The organism is Rhodococcus sp. (in: high G+C Gram-positive bacteria), assembly GCF_049299235.1.
Taxonomy (GTDB): Bacteria; Actinomycetota; Actinomycetes; order Mycobacteriales; family Mycobacteriaceae; genus Rhodococcus.
This window is the reverse complement of record NZ_JBAQXC010000019.1, coordinates 17,850-41,852: the sequence shown is the minus strand read 5'-3', so window position 1 is coordinate 41,852 and position 24,003 is coordinate 17,850. Positions and strand designations below refer to the sequence as shown.

At 66.8% G+C, this 24,003-nt stretch carries 22 protein-coding genes; 15 read left to right on the top strand and 7 right to left on the bottom strand.

Features of this window, described 5'->3' with window-relative positions; translation table 11 throughout:
- Window positions 1-156: 156 nt before the first annotated feature.
- Window positions 157-429, top strand: a complete 273-nt coding sequence (locus tag WAX14_RS01445; RefSeq protein WP_422626331.1) for a protein NO VEIN domain-containing protein — start codon at window positions 157-159, stop codon at window positions 427-429.
- A 116-nt stretch (window positions 430-545) separates the two neighbouring features.
- On the opposite strand, the gene WAX14_RS01440 is transcribed toward WAX14_RS01445, so the two are convergent.
- Window positions 546-902 carry a type II toxin-antitoxin system PemK/MazF family toxin gene (locus WAX14_RS01440; protein WP_422626317.1) on the bottom strand — a complete coding sequence of 119 codons (357 nt, stop codon included), beginning with the start codon at window positions 900-902 and terminating at the stop codon, window positions 546-548.
- On the bottom strand, window positions 899-1,111 hold the full coding sequence (locus tag WAX14_RS01435) for a ribbon-helix-helix domain-containing protein (protein WP_422626316.1): 213 nt from the start codon (window positions 1,109-1,111) through the stop codon (window positions 899-901). Before WAX14_RS01435 ends, WAX14_RS01440 begins: the two co-directional genes overlap by 4 nt.
- A 442-nt stretch (window positions 1,112-1,553) precedes the next feature.
- Between WAX14_RS01435 and WAX14_RS01430 the strand changes: the two genes are divergently transcribed.
- The 10 genes from WAX14_RS01430 to WAX14_RS01385 all read left to right on the top strand — a co-directional run bounded on the left by WAX14_RS01430 (window position 1,554) and on the right by WAX14_RS01385 (window position 14,479).
- The gene (locus WAX14_RS01430; protein ID WP_422626315.1) at window positions 1,554-1,802 is read left to right on the top strand and encodes an antitoxin; all 249 of its coding nucleotides are present in this window, start codon (window positions 1,554-1,556) and stop codon (window positions 1,800-1,802) included.
- Complete coding sequence (locus tag WAX14_RS01425; protein ID WP_422626314.1) at window positions 1,802-2,113, top strand: type II toxin-antitoxin system PemK/MazF family toxin; 312 nt, start codon at window positions 1,802-1,804, stop codon at window positions 2,111-2,113. The genes WAX14_RS01430 and WAX14_RS01425 overlap by 1 nt, the downstream gene beginning before the upstream one ends.
- A 152-nt stretch (window positions 2,114-2,265) precedes the next feature.
- Window positions 2,266-2,616, top strand: a complete 351-nt coding sequence (locus tag WAX14_RS01420) for a hypothetical protein (RefSeq protein ID WP_422626313.1) — start codon at window positions 2,266-2,268, stop codon at window positions 2,614-2,616.
- On the top strand, window positions 2,613-3,740 hold the full coding sequence (locus WAX14_RS01415) for a hypothetical protein (protein ID WP_422626312.1): 1,128 nt from the start codon (window positions 2,613-2,615) through the stop codon (window positions 3,738-3,740). Before WAX14_RS01420 ends, WAX14_RS01415 begins: the two co-directional genes overlap by 4 nt.
- 39 nt (window positions 3,741-3,779) lie before the next feature.
- Window positions 3,780-4,013: an antitoxin MazE family protein gene (locus WAX14_RS01410; protein WP_422626311.1), complete on the top strand. Its 234-nt coding sequence runs from the start codon at window positions 3,780-3,782 to the stop codon at window positions 4,011-4,013.
- A complete protein-coding gene (locus WAX14_RS01405; protein WP_422626310.1) occupies window positions 4,010-4,339 on the top strand; it encodes a type II toxin-antitoxin system PemK/MazF family toxin in 330 nt (109 codons plus the stop codon). The genes WAX14_RS01410 and WAX14_RS01405 overlap by 4 nt, the downstream gene beginning before the upstream one ends.
- 154 nt (window positions 4,340-4,493) lie before the next feature.
- Window positions 4,494-8,273 carry a DUF6079 family protein gene (locus WAX14_RS01400; protein ID WP_422626309.1) on the top strand — a complete coding sequence of 1,260 codons (3,780 nt, stop codon included), beginning with the start codon at window positions 4,494-4,496 and terminating at the stop codon, window positions 8,271-8,273.
- Entirely contained in the window at window positions 8,270-11,062 is a 2,793-nt protein-coding gene (pglZ, locus tag WAX14_RS01395; RefSeq protein ID WP_422626308.1) for a BREX-2 system phosphatase PglZ, read from the top strand. The genes WAX14_RS01400 and pglZ overlap by 4 nt, the downstream gene beginning before the upstream one ends.
- Window positions 11,059-12,351: a BREX system ATP-binding protein BrxD gene (gene brxD, locus WAX14_RS01390; RefSeq protein WP_422626307.1), complete on the top strand. Its 1,293-nt coding sequence runs from the start codon at window positions 11,059-11,061 to the stop codon at window positions 12,349-12,351. Before pglZ ends, brxD begins: the two co-directional genes overlap by 4 nt.
- 16 nt (window positions 12,352-12,367) lie before the next feature.
- Window positions 12,368-14,479: a DEAD/DEAH box helicase gene (locus WAX14_RS01385; protein ID WP_422626306.1), complete on the top strand. Its 2,112-nt coding sequence runs from the start codon at window positions 12,368-12,370 to the stop codon at window positions 14,477-14,479.
- 374 nt (window positions 14,480-14,853) lie between these two features.
- Here the strand turns inward: WAX14_RS01385 and WAX14_RS01380 are convergent, their stop codons facing one another.
- From WAX14_RS01380 to WAX14_RS01370, 3 genes are all read right to left on the bottom strand, one after another.
- Window positions 14,854-16,371, bottom strand: a complete 1,518-nt coding sequence (locus WAX14_RS01380) for a DUF222 domain-containing protein (RefSeq protein ID WP_422626305.1) — start codon at window positions 16,369-16,371, stop codon at window positions 14,854-14,856.
- 142 nt (window positions 16,372-16,513) lie between these two features.
- Window positions 16,514-16,711, bottom strand: a complete 198-nt coding sequence (locus WAX14_RS01375; protein WP_422626304.1) for a hypothetical protein — start codon at window positions 16,709-16,711, stop codon at window positions 16,514-16,516.
- Between the two features lie 28 nt (window positions 16,712-16,739).
- Window positions 16,740-17,852 (bottom strand): hypothetical protein, encoded by a 1,113-nt coding sequence (locus tag WAX14_RS01370; protein ID WP_422626330.1) that lies wholly within the window; start codon window positions 17,850-17,852, stop codon window positions 16,740-16,742.
- A 232-nt stretch (window positions 17,853-18,084) separates the two neighbouring features.
- On the opposite strand from WAX14_RS01370, the gene WAX14_RS01365 reads away from it, so the two are divergent.
- The 3 genes from WAX14_RS01365 (at window position 18,085) to WAX14_RS01355 (ending at window position 22,241) form a co-directional block, all read left to right on the top strand.
- Window positions 18,085-19,005, top strand: a complete 921-nt coding sequence (locus WAX14_RS01365) for an SDR family oxidoreductase (protein WP_422626303.1) — start codon at window positions 18,085-18,087, stop codon at window positions 19,003-19,005.
- Between the two features lie 297 nt (window positions 19,006-19,302).
- On the top strand, window positions 19,303-20,973 hold the full coding sequence (locus WAX14_RS01360) for an ABC-F family ATP-binding cassette domain-containing protein (protein ID WP_422626302.1): 1,671 nt from the start codon (window positions 19,303-19,305) through the stop codon (window positions 20,971-20,973).
- Window positions 20,970-22,241, top strand: a complete 1,272-nt coding sequence (locus WAX14_RS01355) for an MFS transporter (RefSeq protein ID WP_422626301.1) — start codon at window positions 20,970-20,972, stop codon at window positions 22,239-22,241. Before WAX14_RS01360 ends, WAX14_RS01355 begins: the two co-directional genes overlap by 4 nt.
- A gap of 21 nt (window positions 22,242-22,262) precedes the next feature.
- Here the strand turns inward: WAX14_RS01355 and WAX14_RS01350 are convergent, their stop codons facing one another.
- Window positions 22,263-22,679 carry a polynucleotide kinase gene (locus WAX14_RS01350; protein WP_422626300.1) on the bottom strand — a complete coding sequence of 139 codons (417 nt, stop codon included), beginning with the start codon at window positions 22,677-22,679 and terminating at the stop codon, window positions 22,263-22,265.
- A 128-nt stretch (window positions 22,680-22,807) separates the two neighbouring features.
- Window positions 22,808-23,305 (bottom strand): HPP family protein, encoded by a 498-nt coding sequence (locus WAX14_RS01345; RefSeq protein ID WP_422626299.1) that lies wholly within the window; start codon window positions 23,303-23,305, stop codon window positions 22,808-22,810.
- 125 nt (window positions 23,306-23,430) lie between these two features.
- On the opposite strand from WAX14_RS01345, the gene WAX14_RS01340 reads away from it, so the two are divergent.
- A complete protein-coding gene (locus WAX14_RS01340; protein WP_422626298.1) occupies window positions 23,431-24,003 on the top strand; it encodes a TetR family transcriptional regulator in 573 nt (190 codons plus the stop codon).

Below are 24,003 nucleotides of genomic sequence, written 5' to 3'. Positions count from 1 at the left end.
CGGATCGACGCGTGGGCATTCGTCGACATCACCCAGCCGGTCAGCAAGGACCCTATCGTCGAGGCCGAATGGATGCCCGAGAACATCCGGGCGCTCGTCGAGAAGTGGCTCGCAGCCGATCCCTCCCGCAATGCTGACCGGCAATGACACCACAAGATCGAGGAGTTCCGGGTCGCCGACTGGGCAGGCCGCTGGGACGTCATCGGAACCCGTCGCGTCGAGGTCAAGGGCGTCGCCGGATCACGGCTGTCGATCCTGCTGACCAGGAACGAGTTGCGATCTGCGAGGGAGGACGAGAGCGGGGAACTGGCCGTCGTGACGCAGGCACTGACTCGGCCTCAGCTGCACATCCACCCCGCAGCCGAGGTGATAGCCAGTGCGATCGGCTACGTGTATCAGGTCGATCTCGCCGACTGTTCGGCGCAGTAGCCGCCGCTCAAATCCTTCCGGAAAGACTTCTACACAGGACGATTCGCCCGTCAGCTGACCGGACAGAGCGAATAAGTCGTGGCAGGGTTCCGAGATCGGTGTTCAACTCGCCGACCTCACACCAGATCGAGATGCACCCGTATCGCTTCCTCGAGCGCGGTAAGCGTTCTCGCCGAGAGCTTTCCGACAGGTGCACCGTCGAGGCGACGAACCGAAACCGAACGGATCTGTTCCGCCTGAGCTTTCGACTCACGCGGCAGACCCGATTCATCGGGTTCGACGAGAACCTGAAACGCGAAGACCCGCGTGGTGTTGGTCGTCAACGGCACGACCGTGACCACGCCCTTGCCGAGCCGTTCGGCCGTCGTGTTGGCGCGGTCATTGCTGACGACAACGGCGGGTCGACGCTTGGCCGCTTCGCTCCCCTGCACCGGATCGAGATCAACCCAATGCACGTTCCCGCGGCGGATCACTCGACATCTGCCGTCGTGACGTCCCAGTCGTCCTCGGTATCGCCATCGCCGAACGCCATCGCGTAGTCCCGTTCGAGACCGGCGGCTCCGAGCATGCGGATTGCGGCGCGGATTCCCGCCGACCGGCTACCGAGGCCACGTTCCCGAACGTACGCGTCGAGAAAGCGAGCGTCCTCGTCCGGCAAACTGATCGTGAACCTGGCAGTCATACCGAAATCATACTCGGGTATGAAGTAGATGCGGCGCCTGTCGAGATGACCAACGCCCGCGACGCGCCCGCGCTACCTGCGCGTCGCGACGAGGCTCCGAGCCGCCGAGAGAATCCGAGCAAGGCACCCGGCGGATCCGGTATCGGCCAATCCACCTCGGCAGCTCCGAGCGGTTCAAAACTCCCAGACGTGGTCCGGGTCGTCGAGTGCGGCCCGGATCTGGCCGAGATCGCCCATGTTCGCCAGCGGTGACGTGCGGGCGATCTCGACGATGCCGGTGAGGACGGTGCTCACGGCCTGTTGGTCGCCCCGATCGAGCGCCGTTCCGCGAACGACTGCTCGAAGAACTGCTTCAGCACCGACTCGACCACCTTCTCATCGACGTTCTCCTCCACCATCGGACGCATCCCAGATGGGTATCCAGATCGGTATTCTCTTCCATATGGCAAAGACACAGCAGATCGCGATCCGGCTACCCGCCGATCTCGTGGCTTTCCTCGACGACGAGGTCGGCTCCGAGCACGCACGCTCACGGGCCGATGTGGTGGCCCGCGCATTGCGGCACGAGCAGCGTCGCCTCATCGCCGAGCGGGATGTTGCGATCCTCGCAGCATGGCGCGATCGAGAGGACCCCGACCACTTGGACTCACTCGCCGACCACGCTTCGGCAACGCCATTGGACATCGACTGATGCGCGAAATCCGGTTGGCACAACTGGACAAGACCCGCCCGGTGCTGATTCTCACGCGCGAGATCGCGCGCCCGTACCTGCGGCTGGTGGCAGTCGCGCCGATCACCAGCACCGTGAAGGGCCTGTCCACCGAGGTCCCGGTCGGGCCGGCCAACGGACTCGACCACGACTGCGTGGTCTCGTGCGACAACGTCCAAACGATCCCGGCGACAAGCCTCGGGCAGACCGTAGGGTTCCTGCATCCGGGGCAGGAACCTGCACTGGCCGAGGCGATCCGGTCGGCGTTCGAATTAGCAGACCCGACCGCGTGAACCCCGAGTCCTCGACGTGCTCATCGGTACCGATGAGCACGTAGTGCCGCATGGCACTCGCGGCACAGTCGCGTGATCGCGGACCCCTCCCGCCGTTACCATCTGCGGTGGCTACCCTCGCCTCACACCTGACGACAATCGTGGGAGGACCTGTGAAGCGCTTGACCGGCCGATGGCGGATCGTGGAGATGGATATGTGGGACCGAGACGCCATCGACCTCATCGAACCCGGTTTCATCGAGTTCACCGCCGACAAGAGAGGTGAGTTCGGGTTCGTCGCGCTCCGTGGCTCGATGGACTGCCGGACCACGAAACGCGACGGACACACCGCCGCGGAGTTCACCTGGGACGGCGACGACGAAGGCGACCGCGTCAGCGGGCGCGGCTGGGCCGTGTTGCTCGACGACACGACGATCGAGGGCCACCTGTTCATCCACTGGGGAGACGACTCCGGCTTCCGGGCTGTCCGGACCGAGCGCGCCATTCGGGCAGGTAGGCGATGAGCGAATATCAGTACTACGAGTTCCTCGCCGTCGACCGGCCGTTGAACGACCGTCAGTTGGCCGAAGTGCGTTCGCTGTCCACCCGTGCGACGGTCACGACCACCAGCTTCGTCAACGAGTACCACTGGGGTAGCTTCCGCGGAAATCCGGACAAGATGATGGAGCGGTACTACGACGCGCACCTCTACCGTGCGAACTGGGGAACACGGCGGATCATGCTCCGCCTCCCCCGCACTCTGCTCGATCTCGACGTCGCCGAGGACTACTGCGTCGGAGACCGGGTAATCGCCCGGACCGCAGGCAAATTCCTCGTGATCGATCTGACCAGTGAGGACGAGAGCGGCGACTGGGATCCCACCGGCGACACACCGATGTCGGCGTTGGTCGGGATCCGCTCCGAACTCGCCGCGGGTGATCTCCGGCCGCTCTATCTCGCCTGGCTGGCAGGTCTGACACTGTCGACGGCAGGTGAACTCGAGCCACCCGTGCCGCCCGGATTGGCCACCCTCACCGCGGCGCAGCGCGCATTGGCCGACTTCCTCCGCGTCGACAGCGACCTGCTGGCCGCCGCCGCGGAGACCAGCGCGCAACAGGAGAAGACCACCGACGTCTCCCGCCGACTCGAAGCATGGGTGACACAGTTGCCCGTCGCGGAGAAGAACCGACTCCTGCTCCGCGTCGTCGAGGATCACGCCGCAGTCCGGATGGAGTTGCTCCGCCGATTCCACGACGCGCACATGCCGAACCTTCCGACCTCACAACGCCGGACCGTCGACGAACTCCTCGACGCGGCCTCTCGTCGTCGCGGCGACCGGAAACGCCGGATCGCCGCACGCCGTGCCGAGGAAGAAACCCGCCGGCAGGAGGCCCTCGCCCTCGCCCGCGAGCACCGGCTGGACGACTTGGCCCGTGACGAGGAAGCCGCCTGGTCGCGTATCGATGCACTGATCGCGACCCGGAAACCGGGCGAGTACGACGCTGCCGTCGCGCTCCTCACCGACCTGCAGGCACTTGCCGAACGCGAGGGCCGGCCTGACGCCTTCACCCGCCGTAGCCAGGCATTGCGTCACACGCATGCCCGCAAGACGAGCCTCATCGAACGACTCGGCCGGGCAGGTTTGTAAACTTCATCCCCAGCGGATCGTTACATGTAACATCCGGTCATGGCGAGCACACGCGATCGGGTCGCCGAACACCGCCGGCGACTGCGAGCCCAGGGCCTACGACCGGTACAGATCTGGGTGCCCGACGTGCGCGCAGCGGAATTCGTGGCCGAAGCGCACCGCCAGTCGGCCGCTGTCGCCGCCGGCGAGCACGAGACCGACGACCAGGCGTTCGTCGACGCGATCTCCGTCGACTGGGACGACGAACCACCTCCCGGAGATCCGACGGAGTGAGGCGCGGAGACATCTTCGTTGCCGCAGCCCGCGGCGCCTACACCGGGAAACCGCGACCGATCGTGATCGTCCAGGACGACCGTTTCGACGCCACCGCATCCGTCACGATCTGCCCGATGACCACCCACCCCATCGACGCGCCGCTCCTTCGCATCGTCGTCGACGCGACTCCCGTCACCGGCCTCGACCAGCCGAGCCACATCATGGTCGACAAGGTCACCACGATGCCGCGCGCGAACCTGCGCGACCGTCTCGGCCGTCTCACCGATGACGATCTGGTCCGCCTCGACCGTGCCCTGATCGTGTTCCTGGGCCTCGCGGACTGACGGAGCGGCGTGGTCTCACGAGCGACGCACCCACCGCCCCGGGTCGCAACCCGTAACCGAAACACCCGCATGGCACGATGTAATCCGCGCGGAGCCGACTCGTTCGACACGCACCACTCGGCCCAATCCCCGCTCGAACGGAGTGCAGCACCCGATGTTCCCCGGCGCCACGTCCAGCAACGCTCGCACGCTGCGGCAGACCTTCGACATCCCGGTGTCACACGGCACCAACGACTACGTACTGCGCCTGTCGGATTCGGTTGCCGACGATCAACTGGCCGCAACCGTCGACTCGTATGTCGTCACCCCCGCCATCGCAGAGGCGTTCGACCAGGCCCTGTCGGCGGTGGAAGAGTCACTGCGCACCGGCGAGAACAAAGCCGCCTACCTCAACGGTTCCTTCGGCTCCGGTAAGTCGCACTTCATGGCGGTCCTGCACGGCATCCTCGGGCACTCCCCCAAGGCTCTGTCCGTTCCGGAGCTGCAACCTGTCGTCGCCAACCATCCCAAGATCGCGGACGCGAACCTGCTGCGCCTGACGTTCCACTTCCTCGACTCGACGACCATCGAGTCCGCCCTGTTCGAGCAATACCTGCGGCAGATCAGCGCGCTGCATCCCGGCACCCTGCCGCCGGTGCTGCACTCGGCCGGCGGCCTGTTCACCGACGCCGACAACCGGCGCGCCGAGGTCGGCGACGAGAAGTTCTTCGCCGCTCTCAACGCGACGGGCGGAGCCACAGCGTCCGCCGGCACCGTGAACTGGGCTGCACTGGGCGCCGCGACCGGCACGTGGACGGCCGACACCTACGCCGCCACCACCGCACCCGATGCGAATCCCGCCGAACGCTCCCGTCTGCAGCAGGCACTGATTGCGTCCTACTTCACGAGCTACTCCCGCAACACCGACTGGCTCTCCCTCGAGGACGGCCTCGCGGTCATCGCCGATCACGCCAAGTCTCTCGGTTACGACGGCATCGTGCTGATGCTCGACGAGCTGGTGCTGTGGCTGACCTTCCTCATCACCGAACGCGACAGATTCAACGCCGAGGTGCAGAAGATCACCAAGCTCGTCGAGACCAGCCGTGGCCGCCTCGCCGTGCCGATCACTTCGTTCATCGCCCGCCAGCACGACCTGTCCCGCTGGGTCGCCGGCGGCCCCGAGTCGGGCGCCACCCAGCAGGCCGTCGAGCAGGCATTCGCGCACCAGGCCGGCCGATTCGGCGACGTCAAGCTCGGTGACGAGAACTTGCCGTTCATCGCGAAGAAGCGTCTCCTCCAGCCGATCGACGCCGAGGCTCAGGCCGCGCTCGACGCCGCCTTCGCTCGCATCGACCGGAACCCGGGCGTGTGGGACGTCCTCCTCGACGGCGTCAACACCGACGACCAGCACCACGGCTCCGACGCCGACGCCTTCACGCTCACCTACCCGTTCTCACCCGCGCTGATCGCGACCCTGCGGGCTCTGTCCGGGCAGATGCAGCGCGAACGCACCGCGCTGAAGGTGATGCAGCAGATGCTGCAGGACTGCGCGGACCGCCTGACCATCGACCATGTGATCCCGGTCGGCGAGGCCTTCGACTACATCATCGACAGCGCCAACTCCACCCCGATCAACAACGACGCCGCCAAGATGTTCAAGACCGCACGCGCCCTCTGGACCGAGAAGTTGCGCCCCTTGCTCTTCCGTAACGCGGGCGTGGACGAGTCGATGCCCGACGCCGACGTGCCGCCGGGACTGCGCGCCGACATCCGCATCGCCAAGACCCTGCTGATGTCCGCGGTCGCGCCGAACGTGCCCGCGCTCAAGCAGATCGACGCCAGCCGCCTCGCCTCCCTCAACCACGGCAGTGTGGTGTCGCTGATCCCCGGCGACCAGGTCGGGCAGATCACCAACAAGGTGAAGCAGTGGGCCGCGGAGATCCCCGAGGTGAACGTCACCTCCGACGCGAACCCGATCATCTCGGTCACCCTCGAATCCGTCGACTACGAGCGGATCATCACCCGCGCGCAGGGCGAGGACACCGACGGTCGCCGCCGCGAACTGATGCGGTCACTGCTGGGTGAGCACTTCAACGTCCAGGGCGCCGAACGCACCCTCGACGATGCCCTCCTGCGCACCGTGATCTGGCGTGGCACCGAACGCCCCATCGAGGTGGTGTTCGGCAACGTCCGCGACCGCGGATACCTCTCCGACGATCGGTTCCGCCCCGCCACCCCCGGCGCGCTGCGGCTCATCGTCGACCTGCCGTTCGACGACCCGGGCCACACCATCGCCGAAGACCACGACCGCATCGAGGAACTGCTGCGCACCGGCCAGGACCGGTTCACCGTGGCATGGCTTCCGAACTTCTTCCCCGACAAGGTCGTTCGCCAGCTCGGCAGGCTCGTCGTCCTGAACTATGTACTCGCCGGCGACCGCTGGGCCACCTACGCCAACGAACTCTCCGAGGGAGACCGGCTCGCCGCGCGCACCATCCTCGAACAACAGCAGACCCAGGTCCGCGGGCAGCTCGGCAACGCCATCCAGGTTGCCTACGGCACCGCGAGCGGCGCCAAGTTCCCCGAAAGTCAGCCGCCGCTCCGGTCGCTGCATGCCGGTTTCGTCGCGCAGCCTCCGATCGGCAACACTCTCGGTGAAGCGGTCGACCGTCTCATCCGCGACGCGTTCGACGCGCTCTACCCGGACCACCCGGACTTCACCCCTGCAGACAAGCTGATCACCCGCCGCGACCTGAACATTGTGCTCACCCGGCTGCGAGAGGCCCAGTCCCAGTCCGACGGGCGCATCGCGCTCGAAGCCGGTGTCCGCGGCGACCGCGACATCGCCCGTCGCATCGTCGAACCCCTCGGGTTGGCGAAGGTCAACGAAACCCACCTGATCTTCGGTCCCGAACAGTTCACCGCGTGGCAGACCCGCATCACGCAGGAACTGGCCCGGCTCGCGATCGACGAACAGGGCGATGTCGACATCGACGTGTTGCGCACCGCGATCGTCGCCAGTGGCCCCAAGCGCGGCCTCACCACCGACATGATCGATCTGATCGCGGCGGCCTGGGCTGCGCAGACGAAGCGGTCCTGGTTCCTGCACTCCTCCCCCACCGCGGAGGCGATGATCGGCGACTTCCGCCGCAACACCGCACTGCGTCTCGAGCCGTTGCCCGAGCGCCAGGTGTGGGCCGACGCCGTCCGGCGTTGGAAGGTCTGGACCGGGCAGAACGTCAACGAGTACCTCACCGCCACCAACCTCGCGTCGTTCGCCGAGCAGGTACGCGACTACGCCCGCTCCACCTTCACCGGCCGTGGTCAGTTCGTGAACGTGATCGGGCAGGCGTACACGTACTTCGACCTGGATCCGGCACGGGGCCGCTACGGGCTCGCAGCCGACCTGCTCGAGCTGTTCGAAACCCGGCTCGCGCATGTCACCAACCTCGACCTCGTCACCGCTGTTGCGGATGCGGAGCTGCGAGGCAATGACACCGAAGCCGGCAAGTCTCTCGGATCAGCCGCAGAGGTGGAGCGAGCGCTGCTCACGTACCCGGTGAGTCGGTGGGACGTTCTGCGCAACGCCGGGGCAGGAACCGACGAACGGGCAGTCCAGGCAAAGGCGATTCTGTCCGACCTGGCAAAGGCCGTGCAGGCACACGAGTTCACTCAGAGTCTTTCCACCGCACTCACAGCTGCCAACCGCGCCCGCGACGCCTGGCTCGAAGCCGCGGTGACCGAGCGGGTCAAGCCCGACCCTCAACCGGACGTGACGCCCAACCCGGACGGGGTCCCGCTCGATCCTCCGGCCCCCGCGGTGGAAGCCGACGAGCAGACATTCACCGTGCGCGGTTCGGTCGCCGCATCGGTAGTGGAAGCCGAACTGAAGGACCTGATCGACAAGTACCCGAACGACGAGTTCACGGTCACCATCACCCGGGTGAAGTCGTGACCCTGTCCACGACCCTGCCCGAGGCCGACCTACCCGGCATCCGGAACCTCATCTCCCACCACCGTGACAGTGGGCACCGGCGCGGGGTGCTCGCGATCGCGGCCGCGCCGACGTGGCCCGGTCCGGACACCGTCGACCTCGACGGCAGCAGCGTCCGGATCCGGGTCGCGCCCAGTGTCCTCGCGATCCGGGATGCGATCACCGAACGGTCGAGCTACGACTGGGTGGTCGTCCTCACCGATCGCGAGTCCTCCGAGATTCCGACCGGCATCGTCGACCACCTCACCGCCGGACGCCTGTCGAACCTCGACCCGTGGCCGGCGCTGCGTGAGCTGTTCAAGGCCGGTCGGCAGGAGTTCAATCTCCTGTCGACCGAGAACGACGCCGCGCGCGCCGCGCTGCGGGCGCTCGACGACACCGCGCCTCCCGCACCCGGTGGTGTCCTCACCGCCGACCATCTCTTCGGCGCCCTGACCGACCGCAATTTCGGTTTGGCGCCAACAGAATTCACACCGCACCATGTCGCCCTGTGGTCGATGGACACCGCGCGCACCGCGAGATTCGCCGCCTGGCAGTCCCACACCGATACGTCTCTGCTCGACCAGTTCTACACCTGGCTCGAACGCAAACTCGGACCACTCGGTCGAGCGATCACGCTGGTGTGGCGAACCAGAGGCCCCGAACAGTTGGTGCCGTTGGGTCTGGTCGCGGCCCTGGTCGACGATTCCGCGGCAGCGGCCGCCGTTTTTCCGGCCCCCCTCGAGGTGACCGTCCCGGTGCGGACCCGTCTCGAGGTGGCCCTCGGGAACCAGGCCCTCACCGAGGGTCAGATCTCCGCGTGGGGCAACACCGCCACCCTCGCCGTGGCGGGCGGCGACGTCCCCGACGCCACACTCCGACTCGCCGAAGATCTCGTCACCGAATTGCAGGCCACCGCATTGGTGGGACGGTCCGATGTACTGCGGTCTGCGCTTGCCCCGCGTATCGCGCGGTTCGCCGCGACCTTGGACGGCGCCGAACGGGTCCTCGACACCGGACACCTGACCGCCGTCGAAAACGCGTGGGCGGACGTCATCTCCCATCGGCTCGCCCGCGCCGACAGCACCGATGCCCCTCGCGATGTGCGGGTCGGCGCGGCAGCGCTGCGACTGCTGCGGTGGAGTCGCCGGGCGGTCGCAGCACCGGCGACCCTTTCCGACTGGCTTCTTCATTACCGCGCCGACCTGTCCTGGGTGGACGGCGCCGTGGACGAGGCGTTCGTCGGCGCGGACGACCCGGTTCTCGCAGCGGCGGCACATCGCATCGTCACCACGGTCCGAGGCCGGCGCGCCGACCAGGACCGTGCGTTCGCCGCAGTCCTGGCGGTGGCGGGCACCCACCGCGACACTGGCCCGGGTGCCCCCGCCTACATCGAGGACCTGCTCGATCGCGTCGTCGAACCGCTGACTGCCCCCACGCACGGGCGCATGCGGGATGCCAAGCCGTCGCCCGTCCTTCTCATCGTTGCCGACGGGATGAGTGCGTCGGCCGCCAACGAGGTCGTTGCAGACGCGCTGCGGCGCAACCGGCCGCAGTGGTTGGAATACGTCCTCACCGACGGCGACCCGGTCACGGTCGCACTGTCGGCATTGCCCAGCGTCACCGAGTTCTCCCGATGCTCGCTGCTCTCCGGTGTTCTCACACGCGGTGGGCAGACCAAGGAACGGGACGGATTCTCCGCATGGCTGGCCGGCCACGGCCTGCGCGGGCAGGGCCAGGTGCTCTTCCACAAGGCGGATCTCGAGTCCATGACCCGCGGCAGCGCCTTGGCCGTCGATGTCCGCGCCGCGGTCGACGACACCGATCACCGCCCGGTCATCGCGTGTGTACTCAACGACATCGACGACGCACTCGATCGTTCCGATCCGATCGGCACCGTGTGGACCACCGATCGATTCAAGCGGCTCGATGCCCTGATGTCCGCAGCAGCTGCCGTCGGTCGCACGATCGTCCTCGTCTCCGACCACGGGCACGTCGTCGAACGCCGTGAACAGCCCAGCGTGCAGCGAGGCGAACAGATCTCCGCGCGCTACCGGCTCGCCGCCGGAGTCGATCCCACGACGTTGCCGGCCGACGAGGTGCTTGTCGACGGTCCGCGAGTCCTCACCGACGGTAATCGCGCCGTCCTCGCCGTCGACGAGCAACTGCGATACACCGGGCTCAAGGCCGGCTATCACGGGGGCGCCGCGCTCGCAGAGGTCACGATTCCGGTTTCGATCCTCGTCAACGGCGCCGCGTCATCGCATCTCGGGCTCGTCGAGGCACCCGCACCGCAACCGGCGTGGTGGACGCCCGCGCGCAGTGTCCCGGCGCCGGTCGCGGCCGTTCCGGCGGCACCCGCGCCTGCCAAGAAAGCCGTGGCGAAGGCGCAGGCTCAGGCCGAGTCCCTTTTCGACGTCGGCACCCCGGTGGCGGCCGAGCCCGTGCATGCGGCACCGGTGGGCGGCCGGGACCGGATCGCCGAGTTGCTGGAGTCCGACCTGTTCGCCCGTCAGTACAAAACCTACGGCCGCAAGATGAGTCGCGACATCATCGCGACACTGATTCGCGAGACCATCGACGGCGGCGGTGTCCTCCCCCTCCCCCGCGCCGCACAGATCCTCGGGGTCAAGGTGTTCCGTGCGGGGCCGGCCGTACAGGTGCTCGCGCAGGTCCTCAACACCGACGGCGTCGTGGTCCTGTCGGTGACCGGCAGCGACGTCGAACTCGAATCCGCTGCCCTCTTCGAACAGTTCGAGGTCACGCCGTGAGCACACTCTCGCCCATCCGGCGCCGCGAACTGCTGCAGTCGCTGCGTCAGGGCACCGTGCCCGACGGCAATCTCGACGCCCTCGCCGTCGGAATCGACCGCTTCGCGACCACCATCGACGCCGATCTCGACACCATCGCCGCAGGTGGATCGTTGTTCAAAGCGGTCCGCGGCGAGTACGGCTCCGGTAAGACGTTCTTCTCCCGGTGGGTGGAGCAACGCGCGATGCGCCGCGGCCTGGCGGTCGCCGAGGTGCAGATCAGCGAACTCGAGACGCCGCTGCACAAGGTGGAGACCGTCTACCGCCGGACCATCGAGGAACTTCGGACGTCGGCGTTCGCGAAGAGCGCGTTCCGCCCGGTGATCGACGCGTGGCTGTACGGCATCGAGGAGGACGCCGCCACCGCCGCCGGCGTCGACGAGGCGACCTCGGCCCAGGTGGAGGACCTGCTCGAGCAGCGGCTCGCATCGGTTGCGACGGCAACACCGGTGTATCCGATGGTGTTGCGGGCCTATCGCGCCGCGCTCGAACGCGAAGACGCCGCGACCGCCGATGCCCTCATCGCCTGGCTCGGCGGGCAACCGCACGTAGGTGCCGCCGCGAAACGGATCGCCGGTATTCGGCAGGACGTCGATCACTTCCTGGCGATGGGATTCCTGCAGGGGCTGCTCGCCGTCCTCAAGGGCGCGCGACACCCCGGCCTGGTCCTCGTGATCGACGAGGTCGAGACCCTGCAACGCATGCGCAGCGACAGCCGGGCCAAAGCGCTCAACGCGCTGCGCCAGTGGATCGACGAGCTCGACTCCGGGCGGTATCCCGGCCTGTACCTCGTGATCACCGGCACTCCGGCGTTCTTCGACGGCCGGCTCGGCGTGCAATCCCTGCCGCCGCTCGCGCAGCGGCTGCACACCGATTTCGGGACCGACGCCCGTTTCGACAATCCTCGTGCTCCCCAGATCCGGCTCACCGGTTTCGATCTGGATCGGCTCGTCGAGGTCGGTGTCCGGGTCCGGGACATCTACGCCGAGGGCTCGGCGGCACCGGAGCGCATCCGATCGGTGGTCGACGATACCTACCTACGCGATCTGGCATCCGCGGTCGCCGGCGAACTCGGCGGCAAGGTCGGAGTCTCACCACGCCTGTTCCTCAAGAAACTGGTCGCCGATGTGCTCGACCGTGTCGACCAGTTCCCGGACTTCGATCCGCGGCAACACTATTCGCTGACGATCGCCGAGACCGAGAAGTCCGAGATCACGCGCGCCACCTCCGCCGACGAGGTGGAACTGTGACCGGGTTGCGGTGCTGATGGGCGGATTCGATCTGCTCGACCCTGTCCTTCAGCATCACATCGTCAACTCGCTCGGGTGGCCCGGTCTGCGACCGCTGCAGGACGAATCGGTCGCTCCGATCGCCGCGGGATCGGACGCGATCCTGCTCGCGCCGACCGCCGGCGGTAAGACCGAGGCTGCGATATTCCCGATCCTGACCCGGATGCAGGAACAGCGATGGCATGGGATCTCGGTCCTCTACCTGTGTCCACTCAAGGCGCTACTCAACAACCTCCAGCCGAGGATCGCCGAGTACGCGACGTGGATGGGTCGCGATGCCAAGACCTGGCACGGCGATGTCGGACAGTCCGCCCGTGTCCGCATCAAGCGGGATCGACCGGACGTTCTGTTGACCACCCCGGAGTCGCTCGAATCGATGCTCGTGTCGGAGAGCGTCGATGCGGCCACCGTGCTCGGCGGTGTACGGGCCGTCGTCGTCGACGAGGTCCATGCTTTCGCCGGTGACGACCGCGGCTGGCATCTACTCGCCGTCCTCGCCCGCCTCGAATCGCTGCTCGGCCGAAAGTTGCAGCGCGTGGGCATGTCCGCCACCGTCGGCAATCCCGACGAACTGCTCGGCTGGTTGCAGGGCGGCCATTCCGCGCCCGGTCGGGTGATCGCGCCGGACGTTGCCGGAAGCGCGGTGGTCCCCGAGATCACCGTCGATTCCGTCGGCAGCGTCGAGAATGCCGCCAAGGTCGTTGCGGCACTGCATGCCGGTGAGAAACGGTTGGTGTTCGTCGACTCGCGGCGGCTCGCCGAAGAGCTCGGAACCATGCTCCGCGGCCACGGCATCACCACGTTCGTGTCGCACTCGTCGCTGTCCGCGGCCGAACGGCGCGAATCGGAGCAGGCGTTCACCGAGGCTCGCGACTGCGTCATCGTCGCGACCTCCACCCTCGAACTGGGTATCGACGTCGGCGACCTCGACCGGGTCATCCAGATCAACGCGCCACGCACCGTCTCGTCGTTCCTGCAGCGCCTCGGCCGCACCGGTCGGCGCCCCGGCACCATCCGCAACTGCCTGTTCCTCGGCGTCACCGACGAGGCGGTCCTGAGCACGTTGGGCATGCTGCAGTGCTGGTCCACCGGCTGGGTGGAACCTGTGGTCGCGACACCGGAGCCCCGTCACATCGCGGCACAGCAGATCCTCGCCTCTGCGCTGCAGACCCGACGTGTTCCGCTGACCGGATGGCAGAACACGTGGGGCTCGCTGCCGCTGTTCGGGACCGATGGCCAGGAGATCTTCGACCATCTCCTCGAAGAAGGCTTCCTCGAACACGATTCGGGAACCGCCTTCATCGGGCCGGAAGCGGAGAAGCACTTCGGGCGTCGGCATTTCATGGAGTTGCTCGCCGTGTTCACCGCCGCACCGGAATTCACGGTGCTCGCCGGACGACAGGAGATCGGTTCCGTCGAGACCAGCGTCCTCACCGACGACATCGAAGGACCACGAGTCCTACTGCTCGGCGGACGGTCGTGGAAGGTCACCCACATCGACTGGAAGCGCCGACAGGTCTTCGTCGAGACGACCGATCTCGCGGGCCGCGCGAAATGGATGTCGCTCCCCGACGGTGCTTCCTTCGAGATCACCCGCGGCGTCCGCGACGTGCTGCTCGGTGCGTTGCCGGCCGGTGTGACGCTCACCCGCCGGGCCGTGGCAACCCTCGACGACGTGCGCCTGCAGCGCGCCGACCACGTCATCGACGGTGCGTTTATCATCGCCCGCGACGATCACGACGACTGGCGGTGGTGGACGTGGGCCGGAGCGAAAGCCAACCGAACCCTCGCTGCGTGGGCTCCGAACCTCGTTCCCCCACGTCAGCGGATCGGAGCCGAGTCGATCCGACTGCACGGCGACCTGGCGGTCGAGGACATCCGAAGCGAACTCGCAGCAGTGCGAGCGCATACCGGAGAGCGTCCGCTGCCAGTGGTCGACAAGCGTGCGCTACAGGGACTCAAGTTCTCTGCAGCGCTGCCCGAAGCACTCGCCCGCCGAACCCTTTCGGCCCGCATCGTCGATCCGATGTCGGCAGCCGAATCACTGAAGGAACGCACACTGGTTCGCACGTCGCCGTCTGTGCCCTGAAAGCCTCGGCTATATGACACCTGGCAGGAGTTTCCCGGCGCTGTCTCCCAACACACGACTGATGTCGCCGCGTGCGACAGACCAGGTTTCGGTCTGCCCTAGGTCCGATCCTCCGAGCGCCTCCCGCGCCTCGACGTCATGCCGGTGGAGCCGCACCGACCGGATGTGACACATGAAGCCCCCTACGCTGCGATGTCGCCACGGATATCGTCGAGGACACCCAGCAGCGCGGTCCGCGTGGAGCGGCGACGGCGATCTCACAGCACTACTTCCGGCACCCACTTGCGTGGCACGGTTCCGGCGAAGCGTGGTGCAACCACGGCTGCCGCGATGATCCAGAACACCGAGGTAGCGACAGCAGGTTCCATGTGCCGCTACGGAACGTCGCCGTCACTCGTATCCCCGTCCCCGGCAGGTTCCTGCAGCCACCGTCGCCGGTGTTCGCGTAGTTCCGACTCCCGCCGCGCGCGGTAGTGCGCCAACGCCGCCGCCAGCAGATCGCCGAGGTGGTGACGGTGATTGACCCGGGCTTTCCGTTCCGGGTCGATGTGGGGCGGCGGAATCCACTCGGTCCGGCCGGGATATTCCGCATCGGCCCCCGCGACTCGCGTGCGCCAGCCGCCCGGCCCGTCGTGGACGAGCGCATGGCAGGCGTCGCAGGCGAGGTCTTCGTTGGTGATGTCGGTGGGTCCGCCGTCCTTCCACTCGGTGATGTGATGCACCGCAGACATTGTGGCGGGTGCGTCGCAGCCGGGCCGGGTGCAGCCACGGGACGCGGCGATCAGTGCGAGCCGTTGATCCACCGACGCGAGCCGTTTCGCGCGCCCGAGATGCAACGGCCGACCGTTGTGATCGAACACCGCGAGCACCGGGTGTGCGTTCTCGGCCATGCGCAGTGCATCGCGGATCGGCACCAGGCCGCCGGTCGCGGTGGTCGCCACGCCGGACGCCTCCTCGAGTTGCTGCAGCGACACGGTGAATATCGCCGTCACCGGCAGACCTCGGTGGCTGCCCAGCACGCCGGACGACAGCATCTGCCGCAGGCCGACTTTCAGCGCATCATGATTGCGCTGCGCGACCGTCCGGGTGTCGCGGGACGCGGCCTTCGCGAGGGCCGTCCGGTCCAGGTCCGGCGAATCGACGTCCCCGGACGGGGATTCGGGATCGTCGGGGTTGTTCATCCCCGGCCGGGCGAGCTTGGCCAGCATCGGCTCGAGCAGTGCCCGCGTCTCGGGATCGAGCAGCCCGGAGATCGGGGTCATGAGGTCGGCGCCCTGCTTGCCGATCCGTACCCCGCGCCTGCGCTTGCGCTCTTTCTCGTCCGGCACGTCGCCGTCCGGGTTCAGGTGCGCGAGCAGATGTACCCCGAGCTTTGTCACGTCCTCCGGCGTGACCGAACAGGCGGTGTCGGCCAAGATCTTTTCCGCGACGGCGATCTCGTCGAACCCGGCCCCGTGCGGCATCTTCCGCATGATCTGCGCGACCGCCGCCACGTGATCCGGGCCGATCGCGCCGCTGCGCTGCGCGGCGGCCGTCGCGGGCAGTTCCGGCTCGTGCTCGTCGCCTCCCAGCATGTGCCAGGTGCCGACTTCTTTGGCGCGCTTGACCCGCCGTGCCGCGTCCGATGCGGAGATCCGCAAGATGCCGATCAGAAAGTCGTTGGCGGAACGGCAGGCGAGCGTACCCGGAATCGATCGTTCGACCGATTCGACGACCAGCCGATCGCCCAGGGCCGATGCCTTCCGCAGCGACGTTTCCACCCGGTGTAGCGCGTCGACGATGTCGTCGTCCGAGAGTGTCGAAAGGTCTTCTCCGAGCAGGGCTTCGACGGCCGAGTCGAGAGCGGTCAGCCGCGCCTCGGCCGACTCTCGTCCCGCTCCGCTCGAATGCATGTTCGAATACTAACTCGGCCCTCCGACACGAATCGTCGAATCCGAAAACTCGCCGTTCTTCACCCCGGATCGAGATGCGCCCGCATCGGGTCCCCGAGCGCGGCATTCCTCCGCGTCGAAAGCGGGGGCTACAAAGCGGGGGCTACTCGGTCGCCGGCGGAACGTGGTCCGGGTCGTAGTTCTCGAGTCCGGTGGCGATACGTTCCTGCTCGGTGCGGTATTCGAGGTAGTCGTCGTCGATCCGGTCGGGTGATTTGCCGTGCTCACGCCGGTCCCGGGGCGCGGATTCGGTCGGGTCGATGACGTCGTCGAGGTTGGGGGTGTCATGCGGTTCGGTCACGATATTCTCCTCTCGTTCATGCGTACGTTCATGCGTACCTGAGCAGGGCGGCGCACCCGTCCGCGGGCGCGATCCGCTCGTCGGTCCGGATCACCGCCGCGCCGGTCGCGAGAGCGGCGAACGGCAGCGCCTCGTCGGCTCGCCGGATGTCGGCGTGGCTCGACCCGAATTCGGAAAGTTGGCCGGCATCGGTGGCCACCCACGTCGGCTGATCGCCCACCAGCACGGTGCGGTCACCGAGGTCCCCGATGACGAGAGTGCCGACGCTCGCGGCACGAATAGCCGCGCCGACGGCCTCGAGCCCTTCCGCCGCCAAACCGGACCCGCGGCCTTCTTCCGCGCGGATACGTTCGGCGGCGTCGTCCATCACCTCGAGCCGCCGGCGGGTCAGTTCTTCCGCGACGGCCCCGGCGACGTCGTCTTCGGAACCCGCAGCGTCGGAACCGGCGGCGCGCGACCCCACCTCGAGTTCTACGGACTGTTCCCGTACGTGCTCGGGCAACGCTTCCAGGAGTTCTGTGCGCGCGCGCACCTCGCCGACCACGAAGATCGGCTCGACCGGGTACTCGCGGGTGAGGGCCGCAACGCGGTCCGCGACCACCCTGATGTTGCGGCCGATCGCTTCCTCCACGACCGGTTGCGGGTCTCCGTAGCCTGCGGTTTCCGCCCCGGCCGCCTTGTGGACCGGATACTCCCCGCCCTCGACCGTTTCGGTGTGCGTGGACCGCCCCTGAGAATCTTCGACGGTGATGTCGGCGCCTTGTCGGTCGACGGCCACCACCAAGCGAGCCGGGCCGCCGACGCCGTGCTCGAGAATGGGCACCAGATAGGGCAGGGCGGAGAATCGGGCTTCGGTGACCGGCGGCGGCCTCAACAGGTGTTCGTCGAGCAGAACCCGCTCCGCGTTCGCGATCAGTCCTCGCCCACTGCGGCCCACCGCGGGCGGGCTGTCGTTGATCGCCTGCTCGACGATATCGGCAACCGCATCGGGGGCGCCGGCGTCTGTCAGTTGCTCACGCAACGAACGCCACGTCAATTCCTGTTTCTTGGCGGCATCCTCGGTGTCGTGGGTGTCGTCGAAATAGACGGATGCGAAAGGCCCTTGCGCCGAGATCAATTGATCGAATCTGTCGGCATGCACGTTGCTGCTCCTCTGCTCGTTCATCCGAGACGCGTTCCCGTTCGGTGCGCCAACGAAACCCCGCCCACAACACCCGACTGACAGCACCCGACCGTTTTTCCGCCGTTTCCCTTCCGGGCTGCCCGGGTACGCAGTGCACACCGGTGACGATCCGGACGTGCGGGGCCGGCACAACCAGGGACCGCAGGAACCCGCATGAGGGGCCGCACACACGACGTAGAAGGGCACGCACATGGCTGACGACGATCTGAACACCACCCGTACCGACCAACTCCACTTCCAGAACCCGGTAACCCGGTACCCGGTGATCGAACCGCCCGAGCAGCATCAGCCCGAGCCGGGCCTCGAATCCGAACTGCAGCCGAGAGCCGACCTCGGCGAATATTCCTATCGGGGCACCGGACGTCTCGAGGGTCGTAAAGCCCTGGTGACGGGCGGGGATTCTGGAATCGGCGCCGCAGTGGCGATCGCATTCGCCCGTGAAGGCGCCGATGTGGCCATCACCTACCTGCCCGCAGAGGAGAAGGACGGGCAGGATGTCGCTCGCATCATCAGCGAATCCGGGCGTCGAGCCGTGACCATACCGGGAGATCTGACCGACACGAACTTCTGCAAACAGGTAGTGGATCGGGCCGCAGAAGAGCTCGGCGGTCTGGACATTCTGGTCAACAACGCGGGCAAGCAGGTGGTCTCGACGAGTCTGGACGACTTGCCCGACGACCAACTCGACAAGACGTTCCAGACGAACATTCTGGCGATGTTCCGCGTCACCCGCGCCGCTCTGGCGCATCTGCCCGCCGGCGGCACGATCGTCAACACGACCTCGATCGAGGCATACCAGCCGTCTCCCCTGCTGCTGGACTACGCCTCCACCAAGGCCGCGATCAACAACTTCACGAAGGGCTTGGCGACCCAGTTGGCAGACAAAGGTATCCGGGTCAATTCGGTTGCACCGGGCCCCATCTGGACGCCGATCCAGCCGACGGACGGCCAGCCCACGGAAAAGCTGCCCGAGTTCGGCCAGAGCACCCCGATCGGACGCGCCGGTCAACCCACCGAACTGGCACCCGCGTACGTGTTCCTCGCGTCACCGGAATCGAGTTATGTGATCGGCTCGACCGTGCATGTGAACGGTGGCATGCCCACTCCGTGAGTCGTACCTCAACGAACTTCTACATGACCGACCGGATAGCGAGCGCCATTCCGCTGCTTGCGCTGCAGCCGCCGTGCGCTACAGTGGACGGCATGCATTTGTACTTCCTGTGACGGCTGACTGCGCCTGCCGCGCTCGTTGAGTTTCTCCGAGCCCGCGGCTGGTTGTGGTTTTCACACCCAGCGGTTTTCACACCCAGCGGTTTTCACACCCAGTGGTTTTCACACCCCACGGTTGCCGTCATTTCGCGTACCTCCACGTCTCATGGCACGAGGTGCGCCCACTCGAAGGATTCGAATGCTCACCCCCACACACCGTGTTCCCGCGCGCCGTCGTGCGCAGCTCATCGCCTCCGACGTCACCGTCGTCCGAGGGGTCACCCCGGTTCTCGACCATGTCGATCTCGTCGTCCCTCCCGCATCGCGCATCGCGATCGTCGGCGAAAACGGCCGAGGCAAGTCGACTCTCGTGCATGTCCTCGCGGGCACCCTGTCTCCCGACAGCGGATCGGTGCAGCGCATCGGCACGCTCGGCCTTGCCGAACAAGAAATGGACGCCGCCGACAGCCGCACCGTCGGGCAGGCCGTCGACGACGCGATTGCCGAGCCGCTCGCGGCTCTTGCCGCACTCGACGCCGCGGCACATGCCCTCACCGACAGCACCGACAGCACCGACATAAACACCGCCGCAGCGGAATACGCCGCCGCACTCGAATACGCCGAAGCCCTCGACGCGTGGAATGCCGAACGCCGAGTGCAGGTCGCACTCGATGCGCTGGACGCCGAAACCGACCGGTCCCGGCGACTCGCCGACCTCTCTGTGGGTCAGCGATACCGAGTACGCCTGGCCTGTCTACTGGGAGCCGACGACGATTTCCTGCTCCTCGACGAACCCACCAACCACTTGGACAGTGGTGGTCTCGACTTTCTCACCGATCGGCTCCGAGCCCGCGACGGCGGTGTCGTGGTGGTCAGTCACGACCGGGCTCTGCTCTCCGACCTGGCCGAGACCATCGTCGACCTCGATCCCACGCCGGACGGTCGTCCGCGCGTCTACGGTCACGGCTACACCGGCTATCGCGAGGGGCGTGCAGCCGAGCGGGAACGCTGGGAACGCGAGTACGACCGGCAGCAAACCGAACGGCAACGCCTGCAGGACAACCTGAGCACGGCACAGAACCGGCTCGTGTCGGGATGGCGGCCGGAGAAGGGCACCGACAAGCACGGTAGAGCGACACGCGCGGGCGGTCTCGTGCAGAACGTGCACCGCCGTCGGGAAGCGCTCGAAGCGCACGCTGTAACGGTGCCGGAGCCGCCGCAGATCTTCCGGTTCCCGGAGTTACCCAGCCGGACCGGCGTAACACTTCTGAGCGTCGACGGTGTGCGCGTCACAGGAAGGCTCGCTGGGCCTGTGTCTCTTCACCTTTCACATCGTGGACGTCTGGTCGTCACCGGACCGAACGGGGCTGGCAAGTCCACGCTGTTGGCCGTTGCCGCGGGCGAACTCGTACCGGACACCGGCTCGGTCACCATGCCGACGGGCACGCGGCTGGGCTTCCTCCGGCAGGAGACGACGCTGCCACCGGCCCGCCGGGCGAGCGAAATTTTTGCCCGGCACGTCGATGCGCTGGTCACCGCTGGAACACTGCGGGATTCGGAGTGCATCGGGCTGTCTCAGCTCGGCATCCTACGACCACGCGAAGCAAGCAAACGTGTGGACGAACTCTCGATGGGGCAGCAGCGCCGCCTCGATCTGGCGCTCGTGATCGCGACGAAACCCCATGTCCTGCTGCTCGACGAACCCACCAACCATCTCTCCGTCGCGCTCGTCGACGAACTCACCGACGCGCTCGGAGCTACTCAGGCAGCGGTCGTTCTCTCCTCTCACGACCGGCAGTTGCTCAGAGACGTCGGCGCGTGGCCGCGTCTCGATCTGACCGCCGTGACCGACGGCGAGGTGCTGGTATGAGCGACCGGCCCCTGGACCGCGTACGTGCCCTCCGTCCGTTGGCCACGCGGGACTACCGGTTACTCTTCGCCGCGGTGGCCATCGAGGTGTTCGGCACCGGAATGTGGACGATCGTGATGGTTTTCCAGGTGCTCGCTCTCGACGACAGTCCCGTCGCACTGTCGGCGGTTGCGACCGGGATGAGCCTGGGACTGTTCGCGTTCTCGACCGTCGGTGGCGTTGTCGCCGATCGCTTCTCGAAGCGGCGCATCCTCATCACCGTGCAGGGCTGCACCGCGGCGGTGATGACCGCAATGGCGGTGATGTCCCTGACCGGAATGATCGAACTCTGGCATGTGGCGTTCACCTCGTTCGTCATGGGCGCAGGCAGCGCGTTCTTCTACCCGGCATACAGCGCGTACCTGCCCGAAGTACTCCCGGCGGAGCAACTGCTCGCCGCGAACGGCCTCGAGGGTGCGCTCCGCCCCTCGATGGGGCAGGGGCTCGGCCCCGCGCTCGGCGGGATCATCGTCGGTGCGTTCGTTCCTGCTGCGGGTGCCGCCATCGTCGCCGCCTCGTACGTGATCGCGTTCGTCATCATGCTGTTCCTGAGCCGACGCGACGAGTCGACCGAACCGGTTCTGCCCGGCGAGCGCACCAGCATGTGGGCGGACTTCCGCGCCGGAGTCGGATATGTGGCACACACGCGTTGGCTGTTGTGGACGCTGATCTTCGGCTCCTCGCTTGCGCTGATCATTCAGGGTCCGATCGAAGTGCTCCTGCCGCTCCTCACCCGCGACCGTTTCGAGGACGCCGAATCCTCATTCGGTTTCCTTCTGGCCGCCTACGGCATCGGTGGCGCCGTCGGTTCCCTGGCCGTGTCGTCGTTGAAGCTTCCGCGGCGCTATTTGACGTTCATGCTTCTCTGTTGGGGCGGGGGCACCCTTCCCCTGGTGGTGCTCGGCTTCGCGACCGACCTGATCGTGATGCTCGCAGCGCTGTTCACCGTCGGGGCTGCCACGGGCGCCGGGGTCGTCGTCTGGGGAACGCTGCTGCAACGATTGGTGCCGCTCGAGATGATCGGGCGGGTCGCGAGCCTCGACTTCTTCGTCTCCATCGCGTTCATGCCCATCTCGATCGCCGTCGCCGGGCCGTTGTCGCTCGTCGTCCCGACCGAGACGATTTTCGTCGTCGCAGGAATCGCTCCGGTGGCGATCGCGTTCATCGCGCTCAGCGCCGGCGGGATGCGCGCAACAGAGAGAAGTCACCGCCTCGGCGACCTACCGTAGGCTGGATTACCACCACAGACTTCAGAATTCGCCGTCGTCGACCTGAAAGCAGACGAGCCCGAGGCGACGCCACATCCGGACCACCTTGCGGCGATCGTCGATGACGCCGACGACAGCGAATCTACCTGCGATCGCGACGCGATAGATCTCCTCTTTGAGAATGTCGTCCGGCCTTCCGTCACCGGACGGCCGCATGTGTAGTTCATCGAACGGAACGTCGTGCGCGTCGAGCCACATGATCGTCTGGCGCCGGCACGACTCATCGCGCCCGGAGACGAGGATGACCGCCGGTGCTGACGGGTGCGCGGCAATCGCCTGTGTCGCCACGACTACGGGTATGTTCGGTTCGTCCTCACCGACTCGATCCCACCGATAGGGGTTCCGGTCGCCGCGCAGCGCGAGTGTTCCGTCGAGATCGACGATCCAGGCGTGTTTCATCCGGGTACGGTATGCGACGATGCACACCGCACGCGAACGAGTTTTCCGTGCGGGATACAGCACCGGCACCCCGCCGGGGTTCGTATCCTCGGCCGACTCGGTGCGCATACGCCGTGTCCGGACCGGCGTCACCACCAGTAGGCGGGATACGCGGAGCGTGTCACCTTCGCGCGAGTCCAGCCCGCCGCAACGAGAACGACTGCGGCGAGTGCCGCACAGACAACGAACGACGTGTGCCCGTCGACGGTGAGTGCCCCGATCACAGCGGTCGCTGCGGCCGGGGAATGCGACGTGCGTGTTGCGAGCATCGCTCCCAGCGCCACGCCGCCGGCGACCGCACCTGCCCACAGTGAATGGTCGACTGACCCGACGAGCACGCCGACCGATGCCGAGATCACCTGTCCGCCGATGACATTGCGTGGTTGAGACAGCGGAAGGCCCGGCGCTCCCGCGACGAGAGCCATGCTCGCCGCCATCGGCGGAATGAGCAGAATGTGGCCGCTGAGCATTCCGAGCAGTACCAGCACGCAGAGTGCGATCGACGCCGTCGCAACCGCGACGAGCAGTGTCCCCAGCGTCGGCCGTGGCGGGGCCTTGCTACTCAGAACCGAGACAAAGGTTGCCATCGTGACAGGACCGGTCCTTCCACTCGACGAGAACGATCGTTCTCGAATCGATTCCGTATAGTAGGGAACGACCGTTCTCTCGTCAAAGCGCAAGGGTCGAAAAGCGAGGAAGGAACCGTACGCACATGCCCCCGTCGAGCCGATCCACCCCCGAAACCACTGACGCTGCACACGACACGCTCCTCAACGCCGTCGAGGTGCTGTTCTACGAGCGTGGCTACCAGGCCGTCGGAATGGACGAGATCCGGGAAGCATCCGGGTTGTCACTCAAACGGATCTACGCGTTGTACCCGGGCAAGGAGGCATTGGCCGTCGCCATGCTGGACCGCCGAGACCACCGCTGGAACGCTGAACTTGCGAACTACGTCGACCGCTACACCGAACCCGACCGGCGCCTGCTCGCCGTTTTCGACTGGCTCTCGGTATGGCTCTCGGGTGCCGGCCATCGCGGATGCGCGTGGACCAACGCCTACGGCGAACTCGGCGGCACCTCCGAGGCCATCGCCGATGCGGCCCGGAGACACAAGGCACGATTGCGCGACTATCTGAGCGATCTCACCGATGATGCGGGCGCGTCGTCGACGACAGCCGACGCCGCATACCTTCTCGCGGAAGGCTGCATGGTCGCTGCCGGAATCACCGGATCGCCGGAACCCGCTACCCGAGCACGACGAGTGGTGCAACAACTTCTCGGATAG

What these genes read in the sequence shown, in the direction of transcription:
- WAX14_RS01430 (WP_422626315.1), top strand. Translation starts at nt 1,554, where the DNA reads ATGGCAAAGACACAGCAGATCGCGATCCGGCTACCCGCCGATCTCGTG.
- WAX14_RS01425 (WP_422626314.1), top strand. Translation starts at nt 1,802, where the DNA reads ATGCGCGAAATCCGGTTGGCACAACTGGACAAGACCCGCCCGGTGCTG.
- WAX14_RS01410 (WP_422626311.1), top strand. Translation starts at nt 3,780, where the DNA reads ATGGCGAGCACACGCGATCGGGTCGCCGAACACCGCCGGCGACTGCGA.
- WAX14_RS01360 (WP_422626302.1), top strand. Translation starts at nt 19,303, where the DNA reads ATGCTCACCCCCACACACCGTGTTCCCGCGCGCCGTCGTGCGCAGCTC.
- WAX14_RS01355 (WP_422626301.1), top strand. Translation starts at nt 20,970, where the DNA reads ATGAGCGACCGGCCCCTGGACCGCGTACGTGCCCTCCGTCCGTTGGCC.
- WAX14_RS01415 (WP_422626312.1), top strand. Translation starts at nt 2,613, where the DNA reads ATGAGCGAATATCAGTACTACGAGTTCCTCGCCGTCGACCGGCCGTTG.
- WAX14_RS01435 (WP_422626316.1), bottom strand. Translation starts at nt 1,111, where the DNA reads ATGACTGCCAGGTTCACGATCAGTTTGCCGGACGAGGACGCTCGCTTT.
- WAX14_RS01380 (WP_422626305.1), bottom strand. Translation starts at nt 16,371, where the DNA reads ATGCATTCGAGCGGAGCGGGACGAGAGTCGGCCGAGGCGCGGCTGACC.
- WAX14_RS01350 (WP_422626300.1), bottom strand. Translation starts at nt 22,679, where the DNA reads ATGAAACACGCCTGGATCGTCGATCTCGACGGAACACTCGCGCTGCGC.
- WAX14_RS01385 (WP_422626306.1), top strand. Translation starts at nt 12,368, where the DNA reads ATGGGCGGATTCGATCTGCTCGACCCTGTCCTTCAGCATCACATCGTC.
- WAX14_RS01340 (WP_422626298.1), top strand. Translation starts at nt 23,431, where the DNA reads ATGCCCCCGTCGAGCCGATCCACCCCCGAAACCACTGACGCTGCACAC.
- WAX14_RS01345 (WP_422626299.1), bottom strand. Translation starts at nt 23,305, where the DNA reads ATGGCAACCTTTGTCTCGGTTCTGAGTAGCAAGGCCCCGCCACGGCCG.
- WAX14_RS01365 (WP_422626303.1), top strand. Translation starts at nt 18,085, where the DNA reads ATGGCTGACGACGATCTGAACACCACCCGTACCGACCAACTCCACTTC.
- WAX14_RS01400 (WP_422626309.1), top strand. Translation starts at nt 4,494, where the DNA reads ATGTTCCCCGGCGCCACGTCCAGCAACGCTCGCACGCTGCGGCAGACC.